Consider the following 14,863-nt stretch of genomic DNA (forward strand, 5'->3'; position numbering starts at 1 on the left):
GTTAGGTTGGGGGCTCGGCAGAGGGAGGGTCACGGGCAGGTGGAGCGCAGGACGATCGGCGCGAGGGCACTCGCGGTGGGGGCCGTCGGCCTCGGGTGCATGCCGATGAGCTGGGCGTACAGCGGGTCGCGGCAGCGGGGCGAGGAGTCGCTCAGGGCGGTGCACCGGGCACTGGACGCGGGCTCGACGCTCCTCGACACGGCCGACATGTACGGCCCGTTCACCAACGAGCTGCTGGTGGGGCGGGTGTTGAAGGAGCGGCGCGCGGACGCCTTCGTGTCGACGAAGGTGGGCCTGCTGGTCGGCGAACAGCACATCGTGGCCAACGGCCGCCCCGGCTATGTGAAGCGCGCCTGCGACGCCTCACTGCGCCGCCTGCAGACCGACGTCATCGACCTCTACCAGCTGCACCGGGCGGACCCGGAGGTCCCCGTCGAGGAGACGTGGGGCGCGATGGCGGAGCTCGTACAGGCCGGAAAGGTACGGGCGTTGGGGCTGTGCGCGGTGGGCGCGCGCGGCGGGCGCCGCTCGGGCGGGCGGCTGCACGACGCGACGATCAAGCAGCTCCGGCGTGTTCAGCAGGTGTTCCCGGTGAGCGCGGTCGAGGCCGAGCTGTCGGTGTGGTCGCCCGAGGCACTGGAGACGCTGCTGCCGTGGTGCGAGGCCCGCGGCGTCGGCTTCCTGGCCGCGATGCCGCTCGGCAACGGCTTCCTGACCGGCACCCTCACCCCCGGCGAGGGCTTCGAACCGGACGACCTGCGCGCCCGCCACCCCCGCTTCACCGCGGAGATGATGGCCGCGAACCAGCCCATCGTCGCGGGCCTGCGCCGCATCGCCCGCCGGCACGGCGAGGACGTCACACCCGCCCAGGTCGCGCTCGCCTGGGTCCTGGCGCAGGGCCGGCACGTGGTCCCGGTGCCGGGCACCAAGCAGGGGCGCTGGGCGGCCGAGAACGCGGCGGCGGCCGACCTGTCCCTGACGGCCGAGGAACTGGCCGAGGTGGCGGACCTGCCGGGCGCACGGGGATCCTGGGACTGAGAGCGAACCCGTGACCGTGGGGCCCGGGATTCGGGATTCGGGGTCCGGAGATCGGGAACCTGCGCGGCGCGAGCGGTGTAAGACAAGTAGAACCTGCCGCTGGACCGCCGCGCCGAAGGGACCAAGACCGTGCTACGACGAGCTGTGCCGGCCGTACTGGCCGCGACCGCCCTCCTGCTGACGGCCGGCTGCTCCTCCGACGGAGGAGGATCACCGGGCGACGAGGGCAGCACACCACCGGGCAGTACGACGGCGGCCTCCTCGCCCTCGGAGCAGGCGGCCGAGCAGGCCCCGCCCGCCAAGGGCTCGGTGAAGGTGCTGCGCACGGTCACCACGGGGCTGAACACCCCCTGGGGCATCGCCCCGCTCCCCGACGACAGCGCCCTGCTCGTCGCCTCCAGGGACCAGGGGACGATCACCAAGGTCGACGTGAAGACCGGCAGGAAGACCGAGCTCGGCAAGGTGTCCGGCGTCTCCGCGGCCGGCGAGGGCGGCCTCCTCGGCCTCGCCCTCTCCCCGGACTACGCCTCGGACCACATGATCTACGCGTACTTCACCTCGGCCTCGGACAACCGCATCGTCCGCATGCTGTACGACCCGAAGAAGCCGGCCGGCGAGCAGCTCGGCGCACCGGACACGATCTTCAAGGGCATCCCCAAGGGCTATATCCACAACGGCGGCCGGATCGCCTTCGGCCCGGACAAGATGCTCTACGCGGGCACGGGCGAGAGCGGTGACCGCGGCCTGGCCCAGGACAAGAAGTCCCTCGGCGGCAAGATCCTCCGCATGACCCCGGAGGGCGAGCCGGCCCCGGGCAACCCGTTCCCTGACTCCCCGGTCTACACCTACGGCCACCGCAATGTGCAGGGCCTGGCCTGGGACTCCAAACAGCGCCTGTTCGCCTCGGAGTTCGGCCAGGACACCTGGGACGAGCTGAACGCGATCAAGCCGGGCGACAACTACGGCTGGCCGGACGCCGAGGGCAAGTCCTCGGACGCCAAATACCACAACCCGATAGCCCAGTGGCACACGGACGACGCCTCCCCCAGCGGCATCGCGTACGCCGAGGGCTCCATATGGATGGCGGGCCTCAAGGGCCAGCGCCTGTGGCGCATCCCCCTGAAGGGCACGGTGGCCTCGGCGGCCCCGCAGGCCTTCCTGGAGGGCAAGTACGGCCGCCTGCGCACGGTGGTCTCGGCGGGCGGCGACAAGCTGTGGGTGACGACCAGCAACACGGACGGCAGGGGCACACCGAAGAGCGGGGACGACCGGATCCTGGAGCTGGAGGTGACGTAGGGCCCGTCAGTCCTCGCTGGCGTCCGGCTCGCTGGTGGCGTCCGGGTCGGCGTCGGACTCGCTCGGCTTCGGCCGGCGTACCACGACCTTCCCGGACTCCAGGTCTATCGGCCCACGCCCGGGGTCGTTGTCCCCCACGTCCTCGCGGGTCAGCTCCAGGCGCTTCTTCTCCTCGTGGGTGTGCTTGCGGCCCGGTGCGAAGAGCTCCTCGAACATGTTGAACACGGTGCCTCCCCTGTAGGTCCCCTACCGTGCCGGGCCGAGGGCGTCGACGGTGAACAGGCCGAGCCGGTGGGCCACCGCCGCCGCCTCTCCCCTTCCTGAGACGCCGAGCTTGCCCAGAATGTTCGACACATGGACGCTCGCCGTCTTCGGGGAGATGAAGAGTTCCTCGGCGATCTGGCGGTTGGTGCGGCCGGCGGCGACCAGGCGCAGCACGTCCCGCTCCCGGCTGGTGAGGCCGAGGGCCTCGGCCGGGTCGGCGGGCCGCTGGTCCGGGACGCGGGTCAGGGCGAGGCGGGCGCGCTGGGCGAGCAGGGCGACGGAGTCGGCGAGCGGGCAGGCGCCGAGGTGCTCGGCGACGGCGTGGGCGAGGCGGAGCAGTTCCCGGGCGCGGTCGCGCTCGTCGTCGCCGGCGGACGCTGTGAGCAGGGCCTCGGCGAGGCGGTGGCGGACGCGGGCGAGGTCGTAGGGGCGGTCCAGGCATTCGAAGGCGGTGACCACGTCGGACCAGGTGTCGGCGGTGTCCTGGCCCTCGGCGCGGGCGAGTTCGGCGCGGACCCACCGTTCGTGGGCTAGCCAGACGGGGGCGCCGGTGGTGACCTTCTTGGCGGCCTCCAGGATGCGGGCGAGTGCCTCGGCCCGGCCAGGTCCGGCGACGGGCAGCGCGCGGGCGTCGGCCTCGGCGGTGGCGGCGGCGAGGAGCAGCGGCCAGCCGTAGCGGGCCGTGCCGGGCGGGAAGCCGGCGGCCAGGGAGCCGGCGACCTCGGTGCGGACGTCCACCAGGCGGCCCTCGCCGGCCGCCACGCCGATCGCGATGCGGGCCAGGGGCAAGGACTGCTGGGGCATGGTGTCGTGGGTGCCGAGATAGTCGCGGGCGGCGGTCAGTTGGCGGGCGGCCTCGGTCAGGTCGCCCCGGCCCAGGGCGAGATGGGCCAGGCAGAGGGCGCCGGCGCCCTGCGGTTTCGCGCTGTGGCCCACCCGCAGGGCGTTCCTGGCGGCGTCGGCGGACTCGTCCCAGCGGCCCAGGAAGTAGAGGGACTTGGAGAGGTTCGCCCACACCCAGGCCTCGGTGTCGAGGAGACCGAAGCGCCGGGTGAAGGGGATGCCCTCCTCCAGGAGTGTCACGGCTTCGGCGGCCCGGCCGACCCCTTCGAGTTCGGAGGGCAGGTTCACATAGGCCCGGCCGGCGACGTAGGCGACGCCTTCCTCCAGGGCCCGCTGCTTCACCTCGTACATCTCCGCGAGGCCCGCGTCGAGGTCGCCCGCGTCGACGATGAGGCCGCCGAGGGTGAGGCGGGCGTTCAGTTCGATCTCGCGGGCGCCGACCATGCGCGCGTACTCCACGGCCCGCTCGGCGGCCGACAGGGCCTCGGGGCCGGGTTCGTGGAGCATGGACCAGTTGGCGACGTTGGCGAGGACCTCGGCGTGCACCTCGGAGGGCGGCAGGCCGCGTACCAGCTCCTGCGCGGTGCCCAGTTCCTTCCAGCCGTCGCCGCGGGCCTGGGCCTGCACCAGGCGGGAGCGCTGGACCCAGAACCAGGCGGCGCGCAGGGGGTCGCCCTCGTCCTCCAGGAGGTGCAGGGCGCGCTTGGTGATCTTCAGGGCTCGTTCGCGTTCCCCGGACAGCCGGCCGGCGACGGCGGCCTCGGCCATGAGGTCGAGGTAGCGCAGCGGGGTGGTGGCGGGGTCGCAGCCGCAGGGCGGGTAGACCTCGGTGTAGTCGATGGGGCGCAGTTCGTCCCGGACGGTCTCGGGGGCGGTGTCCCACAGCTCCATCGCCCGTTCCAGGAGCCGGAGTTGTTCGCTGTAGGCATGGCGGCGGCGGGCTTCGACGGAGGCGTCGAGGACGGCGGGCAGGGCCTTGGCCGGGTCGTGGGCGTGGTACCAGTAGCTGGCCAGGCGCATGACGCGCTCGTCGGCGGGGACCAGCGTGGGGTCCGCCTCCAGGGCCTCGGCGTAGCGGCGGTTGAGGCGGGAGCGCTCGCCGGGCAGCAGGTCGTCGCCGACGGCCTCGCGGACCAGGGAGTGGCGGAAGCGGTAGCCGTCGCCGGCCGGGGTGGGGAGCAGGATGTTGGCGTTCACCGCGGCCCGCAGCGCCTCGATGAGGTCGTCCTCGGCGAGCCGGGCGACGCCGGCGAGCAGCCGGTACTCGACGGTGGAGCCGCCCTCGGCGACGATCCGGGCGACCCGCTGGGCGCTCTCGGGCATCCCCTCGACGCGGACCAGGAGCAGGTCGCGCAGGGAGTCGGTGAGGCCGGCGCGGCAGCCCTCGGTGGCGCAGACGGCGAGTTCCTCGACGAAGAAGGCGTTGCCGTCGGAGCGTTCGAAGATGTCGTCGACCTGGCCGGGGTCCGGTTCGGCGGCGAGGATGCCGGCTATCTGGCGGCCGACCTCCTCGCGGTTGAAGCGGGCGAGCTCGATGCGGCGGACGGTGCGCAGGCGGTCGAGTTCGGCGAGCAGGGGGCGCAGCGGGTGGCGGCGGTGGATGTCGTCGGCGCGGTAGGTGGCGAGGACGACGAGGCGGCCGGTGCGCAGGGTGCGGAAGAGGTAGGCCAGGAGGTGGCGGGTGGAGGCGTCGGCCCAGTGCAGGTCCTCCAGGGCGACGACGACGGTGCGGTCGGCGGCGACGCGCTCCAGGACGCGGGCGGTGAGCTCGAAGAGCCGGGCCATGCCCTCTTCGTCGTGCCGGCCGGCCCCTTGGGCGGTGAACGTGTCGCCGATCTCCGGGAGCAGCCTGGTCAGCTCCTCCTCCTGTCCGGCGGCCGCGGCGGCGAGCTCGTCGGGCAGTTCGCGGCGCAGGGCGCGCAGGGCGGTGGAGAAGGGGGCGAAGGGCAGGCCGTCGGCGCCGATCTCGACGCAGCCGCCGAGCGCGACGACGGCACCCTCGCGGCAGGCCGCGGTGGCGAACTCCTCGACCAGCCGGGTCTTGCCGACGCCGGCCTCGCCGCCGATCAGCAGGGCCTGGGGCTCGCCCGCGGCGGCCCGCGCGAGCGCCTCGTTCAGAGTGGCCAGCTCCTCGCTTCGGCCGACGAACACGGGACTGACGGACTTGGTCTCCACGAGCCCGAGCATCGCACGCGGGTCGGACAGTGCGGCACTCGTTTTCGCCGGGAGAAGAGTCGTGCGAGCGGCGCCGGTGCTCGCGAGGGCGCTTCCGGCCCCCGCGTACACGGCCGCCCCCACCGCGGGCAGGTGCGGCAGGGGCGGAGTCGGGGATCGTGTGGTCGTACGGCTGTCGTGTTCTTGAGGACGGCCCTCCCCCGTGGGGCCGTCCTCCCTGAGCCGGGCGCTCATGCGGTGCGGGACCGCAGCCGGCGAAGGCGCGGAGTATGGGACTCCTTCTCGGCTTCGTGGCGGGCTGCCCGGCGGGTGCGGGAGGCCTCGCGGGCCATGCGCTCCTGCTCGGCCCGGCGGATGAGCTCGGCGGAACGGATCTGCGAGATCTCGTACTCGTACATGGTGTGTCCCTCGTGAGAGTCGGTTTCCGGTGTCGCTTTCTGCGATGCCTCAACCTTCGTCTCCCAGGGGGGTGCGCCACATCGGGAGAGTTCCGCATCTTCGGGGGTGCGGGGGGCCTTAGACGCGCCGGAGGGGCCTCATGGGCTCCGTAAGGTGCTTACGGATGCCCTAAGGCCCCTCGTGACCTGCGGTGATTCAGCTGCTGGAGACCGTTCCGAGCAGGACGTCGGTGTACTTGAGGACGGCCAGGAGCAGGCCGATGACACCGAGGGCGACACCGCCCCAGGAGACGGACTTGATCCAGGCGGGCTGCGGCTTGCCGGGAGCGCCGAACGCGGGACGGATCAGCACGACGGCGCCGACGACCAGGGCGAGCAGCGCGAACACGCCGGCCCACAGGGCGGTGGCGTGCCACGCCTGGTAGTACCCCTGGTCGAGCAGCTTGGCGATGCTCGCGGACGAGGAGGTCTGCGACTCCAGCTGGCCCTTGAGCTCCTGGCGGGCGGAGGCGATGGTGCCGACCCAGCTGCCGCTGAGCGAGACGAACCCGAGCGCGGCGGAGACGACCGCTGCCGCGCCCTGGCCGACGCCGGTGGGGCCTTCCTCGTCGCCCTCGGAACCGCCCTCGACGAGGTCGTCCTCGACAAGGTCGGCCTCGACGGACGCCTCCTCCTCGGTCTCGGCTGCGGTGGTGTCCACCGTCTCCTCGTCGGGCTTCACTTCGGTGGCCTCGGTCACGGCCTCGTCATCAGTCTTGGTGGTTCCCATACCTCGCACCGTACGGACGCTGGATGAGAGGTCTCTGAGTGTTCGCCGGAGCGGTCCACAGAGCCCTCTGCCTATTGGTTGTTCGCGGCACGCCCGCGTGCTTCACGCCACTCCGGGGCCAGAATCGACCACACCTCCGAGTCGTGCCGCACCCCACCATAGGGGTATGCCTCGCGGTGTACGCCATCGCGGCTGAATCCGAGCCTCCGGGCCACGTTCAGGCTGGGCACGTTCCCCGAGGCAGCGATCCATTCGACGCGGTGGATGCCGCGTTCCTCGACGGCCCAGTCGATGAGGAATCGCATCGCGCGCGTTATCAGTCCGCGACCCGCCGCGGCGGGCTCCAGCCAGCAGCCGACCTCCGCGTTGCCCGCGGCCGCGTCGAAGTTCAGCGTGAGGACGCCGCCGACGAGCTTCCCGTCCAGCCAGATGCCGTGGTAGGAGCCGGTGTCGGCGGCGCGCATGTCGGCGTACCGCTGGAGCGTCTCGCGTGCGGAGGGCACGTCCACGGCCCCTTGCCCGAACGGGATGAACTGCCCGATGAACTCGCGCCCGCGCTCCAGGTTCGCCAGGAACTCCTCGGCGTGCCAGGGCTCCAGCGGCCGCAGTTCGGCCCCGTCGTCACCCAGGGATATCGCGTACATCGCCCCGCTGCTCCTTCTCCAGTTCCGCCACGACGTCAGTGAGCCTCTCATGGGCGGCACGGCACTCGGGCGGCTCGATGCTGATGCGGGGCAGACGGGTGTCGAGCCAGCGGGGCAGCCACCAGTTGGCGCCGCCGAGCATGTGCATGAGGGCCGGGACGAGGAGCGTACGGAGCACGAAGGCGTCCAGGGCGACGGCGGAGGCGAGCGCGATGCCGAACATGGCGATCACGCGGTCGCCGCTGAGCACGAAGGCGAGGAAGACCGAGATCATGATCACGGCCGCCGAGTTGATCACCCGGCTCGTTTCGGCGAGGCCGACGCGTACGGCGCGCCGGTTGTCGCCGGTCTCCAGCCACTCCTCGTACATCCGGCTGACCAGGAACACCTGGTAGTCCATGGAGAGGCCGAAGAGGACCGAGACCATGATCACGGGCAGGAAGGGCTCGATCGGGCCCGCGCGGCCGAGGCCCAGCAGTTCGCTGCCCCAGCCCCACTGGAACATCGCGACGACGACGCCGAAGGCGGCGGCGACCGCGGCCACGTTCATCGCGGCGGCCTTGACCGGGATGCCGATGGACCGGAAGGCCAGCAGCAGGAGCAGACAGCCGAGGCCGATGACGACCCCGACGAACAGGGGCAGCTTGCCGACGATGACGTCCGCGAAGTCGTCGTACGACGCCGTCACACCGCCGACCTTCAGGTCGAGGGAGGTGCCGGTCTCGGCGCGCGCCAGCACCTCGGTGCGCAGCCGGTCGACGAGGTCGCTGGTCTTCTGCGACTGGGGTTCGGAGGTCGGGACGATCGTGAAGTACGCGGTGTCGCCGCCGGTGTCGTAGGTCACCGGGGTCACCGAGGCGACGCCCTCGGTGGTGCGGATGGTGGCGTCGAGGTTGTCGAGGGCGAGCTTGTCCTCGGCGCCGTCGACGCGCGTCACCACCGTCAGCGGCCCGTTGACGCCGGGTCCGAAGCCGTCGGCGAGGAGGTCGTAGGCCTGCCGGGTGGTGGACGACTTGGGGTCGTTGCCCTGGTCGGAGGTGCCCAGGTGGAGGGAGAGCGTGGGCAGCGCGAGGACGGTCATCACGACCAGCGCGACGACGCCGAGCACCTTGGGGTGGCGCTCCACGAACGCCGACCAGCGGTGCGCGAACCCGGTCGGCAGCTCGGGCTGCGGCCCGTGCTCGTCCAGCCGTCGCCGCTCGCGCCGGCTGAGGGCGCGCATGCCGATGAAGGACAGCAGGGCGGGCAGCAGCGTCACGGAGGCGGCGACTGTCAGGACGACCGTGAGCGAGGCGGCTATCGCGACGCCGTTCAGGAAGCTGAGCCGCAGGATCAGCATCCCCAGCAGGGCGATGCAAACGGTGGCACCCGCGAAGACCACGGCCCGTCCGGTCGTCGCCACGGCGTTGGTGACGGCCTCGGTGACCGACAGCCCGCGTTTCAGCCCGCGCCGGTGTCTGGTCACGATGAACAGGGCGTAGTCGATGCCGACGCCGAGCCCGATCAGCATGCCGAGCATGGGCGCGAAGTCGGCGACCGTCATGGCGTGCCCGAGCAGCACGATCGCGCCGTAGGCGGTGCCGACGCTCACCAGCGCGGTGGCGATGGGCAGCACGGAGGCGGCGAGCGAGCCGAAGGCCAGGAACAGTACGGCGGCGGCCACGACCACACCGACGATCTCCGCCACATGCCCGCCGGACGACTCGGTGAGGGCGACGGCGCTGCCGCCGAGCTCCACCTGGAGCCCGTCGGCGTCGGCGGCTTCGGCGGTGCGGACGACGGCCTCCGCCTCGGACTTGTCGATGTCCTCGGCCCGGTCCTCGAAGGTGACGGTGGCGTACGCGGTGTGCCCGTCGGCGCTGATCCGGCCGGCGCCCTGACCGTCGTAGGGGCTGCTCACGGAGGCGACCCCGGGCAGGTCCGCGATCTTGTCGAGGGTGTCGGTCATCGTCTGCTCGACGTCGGCGGCGCGGACGCTGCCGGAGGCGGTGTGCCAGACGACGGTGTCGCTGTCGCCGCCGAGTCCCGGGAAGCCCTGCTGCAGCAGCTTGGTGGCGGCGCCGGACTCGGTGCCGGGGGCCTCGTAGTCGTTCGAGTACGCCGAGCCGGTGACAGCGGCGGCCGCGCCGACCCCGACGAGCAGGAGAAGCCACATCGCGACCGCGACGAGACGGTGCCGAACACACCAGCGTGCAAGGGCTGCCACGAACCAGCTCCCGGGGCGAAATATGGATCTTTGACCGGGAACAGCCCGCAAAGAACGCATGAGCAAGGAGAGAACACTCTTGCAGGCAGAAAAGATCGTTTACGCCATTCGTGCGCCGATTCACAAGAGTGGGAGGCAGATCACAGGACAGTAACGGCGACTCTGTCACCTCGGCCGAATCAGTCGAACTGGTCCCCCAGCGCCATCACCATCACCCCGACGATCAGCAGCCACAGTGCCCGCCGGGTGCGCCCCCGGGAGCCGAGCACCGCGGCCAGCGCGCAGATGGCGGCGCCGAAGCCGTAGGCGCCCGGCACCACGGCCGGGGCCGACCCGGTCAGCCGGAGCAGGGACGCGGCAAGGCCCGCCAGAGTCAGCAGCGTTCCCGTGCCGGCCGCCGTCCAGCGGGCCCGGCGGGCGTCGTAGGCCGTGTCCATCACGTCCTCGACGTCCCGTATCTCGGAATCATCTCGTCCGCTCATGGCGGGCGAGCCTAGCGCGTCCTCCTGAGAAACCGGCTGCGGCCCGGACCACACAACTGCTAGCTTCCGCTGGTCAGCCGTCACCGGCCCCTCGCCGACGACCGAAGCGGGTGCATTGTTTGAAGGTCCGACCGAGCTCCTACGCATCGACTTCCACTACGAAGATCCCAAGGAGCCCGTTCACCGATGTCCGACATCACCGCCAGGACCTCGAACGACCCTCTGACTGACCGGGTGACGCACCCGGACTACCCGCGCAGCAGCCAGTACGACGCCCGTTGGACCGTCGACAACCAGATGGGCCCGAACGCCCTGTGGCTGCTGGAATGGCTGGCCCCCGCCCTCGGCCTGGACACCCTGCGCCCCTGTGCGCGCGTGCTCGACCTGGGCTGCGGCCGGGCGATGACCTCGGTCTTCCTGGCCCGGGAGTTCCACGCCCAGGTCACCGCGGCCGACCTGTGGGTCAAGCCCGACGAGAACGCCGGGCGCATCGCCGAGGCCGGTTTCGCCGACCGCGTGCAGCCGGTCCACGCCGAGGCGCACGACCTGCCCTTCGCGGAGAGCACCTTCGACGCGATCGTGAGCATCGACGCGTACCAGTACTTCGGCACCGCCGACCTCTACCTGCCCACCCTCGCCCGGCTGCTCAAGCCCGGCGGCCGGATCGGCGTCGTCATGCCGGCGGTTCGGGAGGAACTGACGGGTGCCGAACCGCCGGAGCACCTCAAGTCCTGGTGGGAGCCCGACTTCTGGTGCTTCCACTCGGCCGACTGGTGGCGCCGCCACTGGACCCGCAGCGGCGCCGTCGAGGTCGAGACGGCCGACTGGCAGCCGGACGGCTGGAAGCACTGGCTGCTGTGGTGCGAGATCGTCGCCGACGAGAGCCCGGAGGAGTTCCACCGCACGATGGCCCGCCGGGTCGGCGAGATGGTCCGCGCCGACGAGGGCCGCACGCTGGGCTTCGTACGCGTCGTGGGACGCCGTAAGGAGAAGTAGGCAGAAAGCGTTACGGCCCCGGAGGGGATCCCTCCGGGGCCGTACCGTGTGCTGCTGCTCAGCCCTCGCTGACGCCCAGCTTCTCCAGGATCAGCTCCTTGACGCGGGCCGCGTCGGCCTGGCCGCGGGTGGCCTTCATGACCGCGCCGACCAGGGCGCCGGCCGCGGCGACCTTGCCGGAGCGGATCTTGTCGGCGATGCCCGGGTTGCCGGCGATGGCCTCGTCGACGGCGGCGCCGAGAGCACCCTCGTCGGAGACGACCTTCAGACCGCGCTTGTCGACGACCTCGTCCGGGGTGCCTTCGCCCGCGAGGACGCCCTCGATGACCTGGCGGGCCAGCTTGTCGTTCAGGTCACCCTTCGAGACCAGCTCGGAGACGCGGGCGACCTGGACCGGCGTGATGGCCAGCTCGTCCAGCGACTTGCCCGACTCGTTGGCGCTGCGGGCCAGTTCGCCCATCCACCACTTGCGCGCGGAGGCCGCGTCGGCACCGGCGTCGATGGTGGCGACGATCGGGTCCAGGGCGCCGGCGTTGAGGATCGCCTGCATGTCGGTGGCGGAGACGCCCCACTCGGCGAGCAGCCGGTTGCGGCGGGCCAGCGGCAGTTCGGGCAGTCCGGCGCGGATCTCCTCGACCCACTCGCGCGAGGGGGCCACGGGGACCAGGTCGGGCTCCGGGAAGTACCGGTAGTCCTCGGCCTCCTCCTTCACGCGGCCCGAGGTCGTCGACCCCGTGTCCTCGTGGAAGTGCCGGGTCTCCTGGATGATCGTCCCGCCGCTGCTGAGCACCGCGGCATGCCGCTGGATCTCGAAGCGGGCCGCACGCTCCACGGAACGCAGCGAGTTGACGTTCTTCGTCTCGGAGCGCGTGCCGAACTTCTCGGTGCCGTTCGGACGCAGCGACAGGTTCACGTCGCAGCGCATCTGCCCCATCTCCATGCGGGCCTCGGAGACGCCGAGCGCCCGGATGACCTCGCGGAGCTCACGAACGTACGCCCGCGCGACCTCGGGAGCGCGCTTGCCCGCGCCCTCGATCGGCTTGGTGACGATCTCGATGAGCGGGATGCCTGCGCGGTTGTAGTCCAGCAGGGAGTGGGACGCGCCGTGGATACGACCCGTCGCGCCGCCCACGTGGGTCGACTTGCCGGTGTCCTCCTCCATGTGGGCGCGCTCGATCTCCACGCGGAAGGTCTCGCCGTCCTCCAGCTGTACGTCGAGGTAGCCGTTGAAGGCGATCGGCTCGTCGTACTGGGAGGTCTGGAAGTTCTTCGGCATGTCCGGATAGAAGTAGTTCTTCCGGGCGAAGCGGCACCACTCGGCGATCTCGCAGTTCAGCGCGAGACCGATCTTGATCGCCGACTCGATGCCGATCGCGTTGACGACCGGGAGCGCGCCGGGCAGGCCGAGGCAGGTGGGGCAGGTCTGCGTGTTGGCGTCCTGACCGAGCTCGGTCGAACAGCCGCAGAACATCTTGGTCTTGGTGCCGAGTTCGACATGGACCTCAAGGCCCATGACGGGGTCGTACGACGCCAGCGCGTCCTCGTACGACACCAGGTCGGTCGTGGTGGTCACGGTGAAACTTCCCTCTCAGCCCAGCAGGACGTCGTCGTCGCCCAGCCGCTTCAGCTCGCGGTACAGGATGGCGAGGCCGGTGACGATCGCGACCGCGGAGACGGTGGCGTCGATCAGCCGCAGGGTGTCCTGCTCGGCACGGGCCTTCTTGATCCTCTTGGCGACACCGATCGCGCCGAAGGCGGTGGTGGCGATGGACACGTACGTACCGGACTTGGACTTCTTGAAGTCCTGGGCCTTGGTCAGTGCCTTGGTCACAGCGACGGAGCCTCCTCGAGCAGCGGGTGCCCCCACTTTTCCACGAAGGCGGCCTCGACGGCTGCGCCGACCTTGTAAAGACGGTCGTCCTTCAGCGCCGGGGCGATGATCTGCAGACCCACCGGGAGGTTGTCCTCGGGCGCCAGACCGCACGGGAGCGACATCGCCGCGTTGCCCGCGAGGTTGGTCGGGATGGTGCAGAGGTCCGCGAGGTACATCGCCATCGGGTCGTCGGCGCGCTCGCCGATCGGGAAGGCGGTGGTCGGCGTGGTCGGCGACACGATGACGTCGACCTGCTCGAAGGCCTTCTCGAAGTCGCGCGTGATGAGCGTGCGGACCTTCTGCGCGCTGCCGTAGTAGGCGTCGTAGTAACCGCTGCTCAGCGCGTACGTGCCGAGCATGATCCGGCGCTTCACCTCGGGGCCGAAGCCCGCCTCACGGGTGAGGGAGGTGACCTCCTCGGCCGAGTGGGTGCCGTCGTCGCCGGTCCGCAGGCCGTAGCGCAGGCCGTCGAAGCGGGCGAGGTTGGAGGAGCACTCGGAGGGCGCGATCAGGTAGTACGCGGAGAGCGCCAGGTCGAAGGACGGGCAGTCCAGCTCGACGATCTCGGCGCCGAGGTCCTTCAGCAGGGCGACGGACTCGTCGAAGCGCTGGATGACACCGGCCTGGTAGCCCTCGCCGCGGAACTGCTTGACGACACCGACGCGCATGCCCTCGACGCTGCCGTTGCGGGCGGCCTCGACGACCGGCGGGACCGGTGCGTCGATCGACGTGGAGTCGAGCGGGTCGTGCCCGGCGATGACCTCGTGCAGGAGGGCCGCGTCCAGGACAGTACGGGCGCAGGGGCCGCCCTGGTCGAGGGAGCTGGAGAAGGCGACCATGCCGTAGCGGGAGACCGCCCCGTACGTCGGCTTCACGCCCACCGTGCCGGTGACGGCGGCCGGCTGGCGGATGGAGCCGCCGGTGTCGGTGCCGATGGCGAGGGGCGCCATGTGCGCGGCCAGCGCGGCGGAGGAGCCGCCGCCGGAGCCGCCGGGGATGCGGGTGAGGTCCCACGGGTTGCCGGTGGGCCCGTACGCGCTGTTCTCGGTGCTGGACCCCATGGCGAACTCGTCCATGTTGGTCTTGCCGAGGATGACGACGTCGGCGGCCTTCAGCTTCTTGGTGAGGGTCGCGTCGTACGGCGGAATCCAGCCTTCGAGGATCTTCGAGCCGACCGTGGTCGGGATGCCCTCGGTGGTGAAGATGTCCTTGAGCGCGAGGGGGACACCGGCGAGCGGCCCGAGCTTCTCGCCGCGCTCGCGCTTCTCGTCGACGGCACGGGCCTGGGCGAGGGCGCCCTCGCGGTCGACGTGCAGGAAGGCGTGCACCTTCTCGTCGACGGCCTCGATCCGCGCCAGGTGGGCCTCGGTGACCTGCACCGCGGTGAGCTCACCGGAAGCGATCTTCGCGGCGGTCTCGGCGGCGGTGAGCTTGATGATGTTGTCCGTCATGACTTCTTAGTCCTCCCCCAGGATCTGCGGCACCTTGAAACGCTGCTGCTCCTGGGCCGGGGCGCCGGAGAGCGCCTGCTCGGGGGTGAGCGACGGACGGACCTCGTCCGCCCGCATGACGTTGGTCAGCGGGAGCGGGTGCGAGGTCGGCGGTACGTCTTGGTCGGCGACCTCGCTGACGCGGGCCACCGCGCCGATGATGTCGTCCAGCTGTCCCGCGAAGTGTTCGAGCTCTTCGGGCTTCAGCTCCAGACGCGCCAGCCGGGCGAGGTGGGCGACCTCCTCGCGCGTGATGCCAGGCATGCAGCGTTCCTCTGGGGTGAGTGTGTGTGGTTTGGGCCCAATCCTAGGGGGCGAGGGCCTCCGGCCGTTAAACGAATTCGGAGGGGGTGCCGGGACTGCGTTGTTCGGCGGCTGCGGGTCCCTTG

General features: G+C 71.3%; 14 protein-coding genes. 3 read left to right on the forward strand and 11 right to left on the reverse strand.

All coding sequences use genetic code 11. The features are described from left to right. Positions 1 to 39: 39 nt before the first annotated feature. Entirely contained in the window at positions 40 to 1,038 is a 999-nt protein-coding gene (locus ABZ848_RS36125; RefSeq protein WP_360838814.1) for an aldo/keto reductase, read from the forward strand. Between the two features lie 144 nt (positions 1,039 to 1,182). Beyond that, positions 1,183 to 2,334 carry a PQQ-dependent sugar dehydrogenase gene (locus tag ABZ848_RS36130; RefSeq protein WP_360838935.1) on the forward strand — a complete coding sequence of 384 codons (1,152 nt, stop codon included), beginning with the start codon at positions 1,183 to 1,185 and terminating at the stop codon, positions 2,332 to 2,334. 6 nt (positions 2,335 to 2,340) lie between these two features. Here ABZ848_RS36130 and ABZ848_RS36135 read toward each other — a convergent pair whose 3' ends face one another. From ABZ848_RS36135 to ABZ848_RS36165, 7 genes are all read right to left on the reverse strand, one after another. Then, a complete protein-coding gene (locus ABZ848_RS36135) occupies positions 2,341 to 2,550 on the reverse strand; it encodes a DUF6191 domain-containing protein (RefSeq protein WP_360838815.1) in 210 nt (69 codons plus the stop codon). Positions 2,551 to 2,580: 30 nt separating this feature from the next. Next, a complete protein-coding gene (locus tag ABZ848_RS36140) occupies positions 2,581 to 5,628 on the reverse strand; it encodes an AAA family ATPase (protein ID WP_360838937.1) in 3,048 nt (1,015 codons plus the stop codon). 218 nt (positions 5,629 to 5,846) lie between these two features. Beyond that, positions 5,847 to 6,014, reverse strand: a complete 168-nt coding sequence (locus ABZ848_RS36145; RefSeq protein ID WP_360838816.1) for a hypothetical protein — start codon at positions 6,012 to 6,014, stop codon at positions 5,847 to 5,849. Between the two features lie 196 nt (positions 6,015 to 6,210). Then, positions 6,211 to 6,783: a hypothetical protein gene (locus ABZ848_RS36150; protein WP_360838817.1), complete on the reverse strand. Its 573-nt coding sequence runs from the start codon at positions 6,781 to 6,783 to the stop codon at positions 6,211 to 6,213. A gap of 71 nt (positions 6,784 to 6,854) precedes the next feature. Beyond that, positions 6,855 to 7,427 carry a GNAT family protein gene (locus ABZ848_RS36155; protein WP_360838818.1) on the reverse strand — a complete coding sequence of 191 codons (573 nt, stop codon included), beginning with the start codon at positions 7,425 to 7,427 and terminating at the stop codon, positions 6,855 to 6,857. Continuing rightward, positions 7,405 to 9,633 (reverse strand): MMPL family transporter, encoded by a 2,229-nt coding sequence (locus tag ABZ848_RS36160; protein WP_360838820.1) that lies wholly within the window; start codon positions 9,631 to 9,633, stop codon positions 7,405 to 7,407. The genes ABZ848_RS36155 and ABZ848_RS36160 overlap by 23 nt, the downstream gene beginning before the upstream one ends. 179 nt (positions 9,634 to 9,812) lie before the next feature. Further along, positions 9,813 to 10,115 carry a hypothetical protein gene (locus ABZ848_RS36165; RefSeq protein ID WP_360838822.1) on the reverse strand — a complete coding sequence of 101 codons (303 nt, stop codon included), beginning with the start codon at positions 10,113 to 10,115 and terminating at the stop codon, positions 9,813 to 9,815. 186 nt (positions 10,116 to 10,301) lie between these two features. Between ABZ848_RS36165 and ABZ848_RS36170 the strand changes: the two genes are divergently transcribed. Further along, the gene (locus ABZ848_RS36170) at positions 10,302 to 11,111 is read left to right on the forward strand and encodes a methyltransferase domain-containing protein (protein ID WP_360838824.1); all 810 of its coding nucleotides are present in this window, start codon (positions 10,302 to 10,304) and stop codon (positions 11,109 to 11,111) included. A 58-nt stretch (positions 11,112 to 11,169) separates the two neighbouring features. On the opposite strand, the gene gatB is transcribed toward ABZ848_RS36170, so the two are convergent. From gatB to gatC, 4 genes are read right to left on the reverse strand one after another with little or no spacing between them, the layout of a single operon-like run. Next, positions 11,170 to 12,684 (reverse strand): Asp-tRNA(Asn)/Glu-tRNA(Gln) amidotransferase subunit GatB, encoded by a 1,515-nt coding sequence (gene gatB, locus ABZ848_RS36175; RefSeq protein WP_360838825.1) that lies wholly within the window; start codon positions 12,682 to 12,684, stop codon positions 11,170 to 11,172. A gap of 15 nt (positions 12,685 to 12,699) precedes the next feature. After that, the gene (locus ABZ848_RS36180) at positions 12,700 to 12,942 is read right to left on the reverse strand and encodes a hypothetical protein (protein ID WP_242766457.1); all 243 of its coding nucleotides are present in this window, start codon (positions 12,940 to 12,942) and stop codon (positions 12,700 to 12,702) included. Continuing rightward, positions 12,939 to 14,435 (reverse strand): Asp-tRNA(Asn)/Glu-tRNA(Gln) amidotransferase subunit GatA, encoded by a 1,497-nt coding sequence (gene gatA / locus ABZ848_RS36185; protein ID WP_360838827.1) that lies wholly within the window; start codon positions 14,433 to 14,435, stop codon positions 12,939 to 12,941. Before gatA ends, ABZ848_RS36180 begins: the two co-directional genes overlap by 4 nt. Before the next feature lie 6 nt (positions 14,436 to 14,441). Continuing rightward, positions 14,442 to 14,738, reverse strand: a complete 297-nt coding sequence (gene gatC, locus ABZ848_RS36190) for an Asp-tRNA(Asn)/Glu-tRNA(Gln) amidotransferase subunit GatC (RefSeq protein WP_007384860.1) — start codon at positions 14,736 to 14,738, stop codon at positions 14,442 to 14,444. Positions 14,739 to 14,863: the final 125 nt, after the last annotated feature.

The organism is Streptomyces sp. NPDC047081 (genome assembly GCF_040643775.1).
Classification (GTDB): Bacteria; Actinomycetota; Actinomycetes; order Streptomycetales; family Streptomycetaceae; genus Streptomyces.

What these genes read in the sequence shown, in the direction of transcription:
- ABZ848_RS36135 (WP_360838815.1), bottom strand. Translation starts at nt 2,550, where the DNA reads ATGTTCGAGGAGCTCTTCGCACCGGGCCGCAAGCACACCCACGAGGAG.
- ABZ848_RS36140 (WP_360838937.1), bottom strand. Translation starts at nt 5,628, where the DNA reads ATGCTCGGGCTCGTGGAGACCAAGTCCGTCAGTCCCGTGTTCGTCGGC.
- ABZ848_RS36145 (WP_360838816.1), bottom strand. Translation starts at nt 6,014, where the DNA reads ATGTACGAGTACGAGATCTCGCAGATCCGTTCCGCCGAGCTCATCCGC.
- ABZ848_RS36150 (WP_360838817.1), bottom strand. Translation starts at nt 6,783, where the DNA reads ATGGGAACCACCAAGACTGATGACGAGGCCGTGACCGAGGCCACCGAA.
- ABZ848_RS36155 (WP_360838818.1), bottom strand. Translation starts at nt 7,427, where the DNA reads ATGTACGCGATATCCCTGGGTGACGACGGGGCCGAACTGCGGCCGCTG.
- ABZ848_RS36165 (WP_360838822.1), bottom strand. Translation starts at nt 10,115, where the DNA reads ATGAGCGGACGAGATGATTCCGAGATACGGGACGTCGAGGACGTGATG.
- ABZ848_RS36170 (WP_360838824.1), top strand. Translation starts at nt 10,302, where the DNA reads ATGTCCGACATCACCGCCAGGACCTCGAACGACCCTCTGACTGACCGG.
- gatA (WP_360838827.1), bottom strand. Translation starts at nt 14,435, where the DNA reads ATGACGGACAACATCATCAAGCTCACCGCCGCCGAGACCGCCGCGAAG.
- gatC (WP_007384860.1), bottom strand. Translation starts at nt 14,738, where the DNA reads ATGCCTGGCATCACGCGCGAGGAGGTCGCCCACCTCGCCCGGCTGGCG.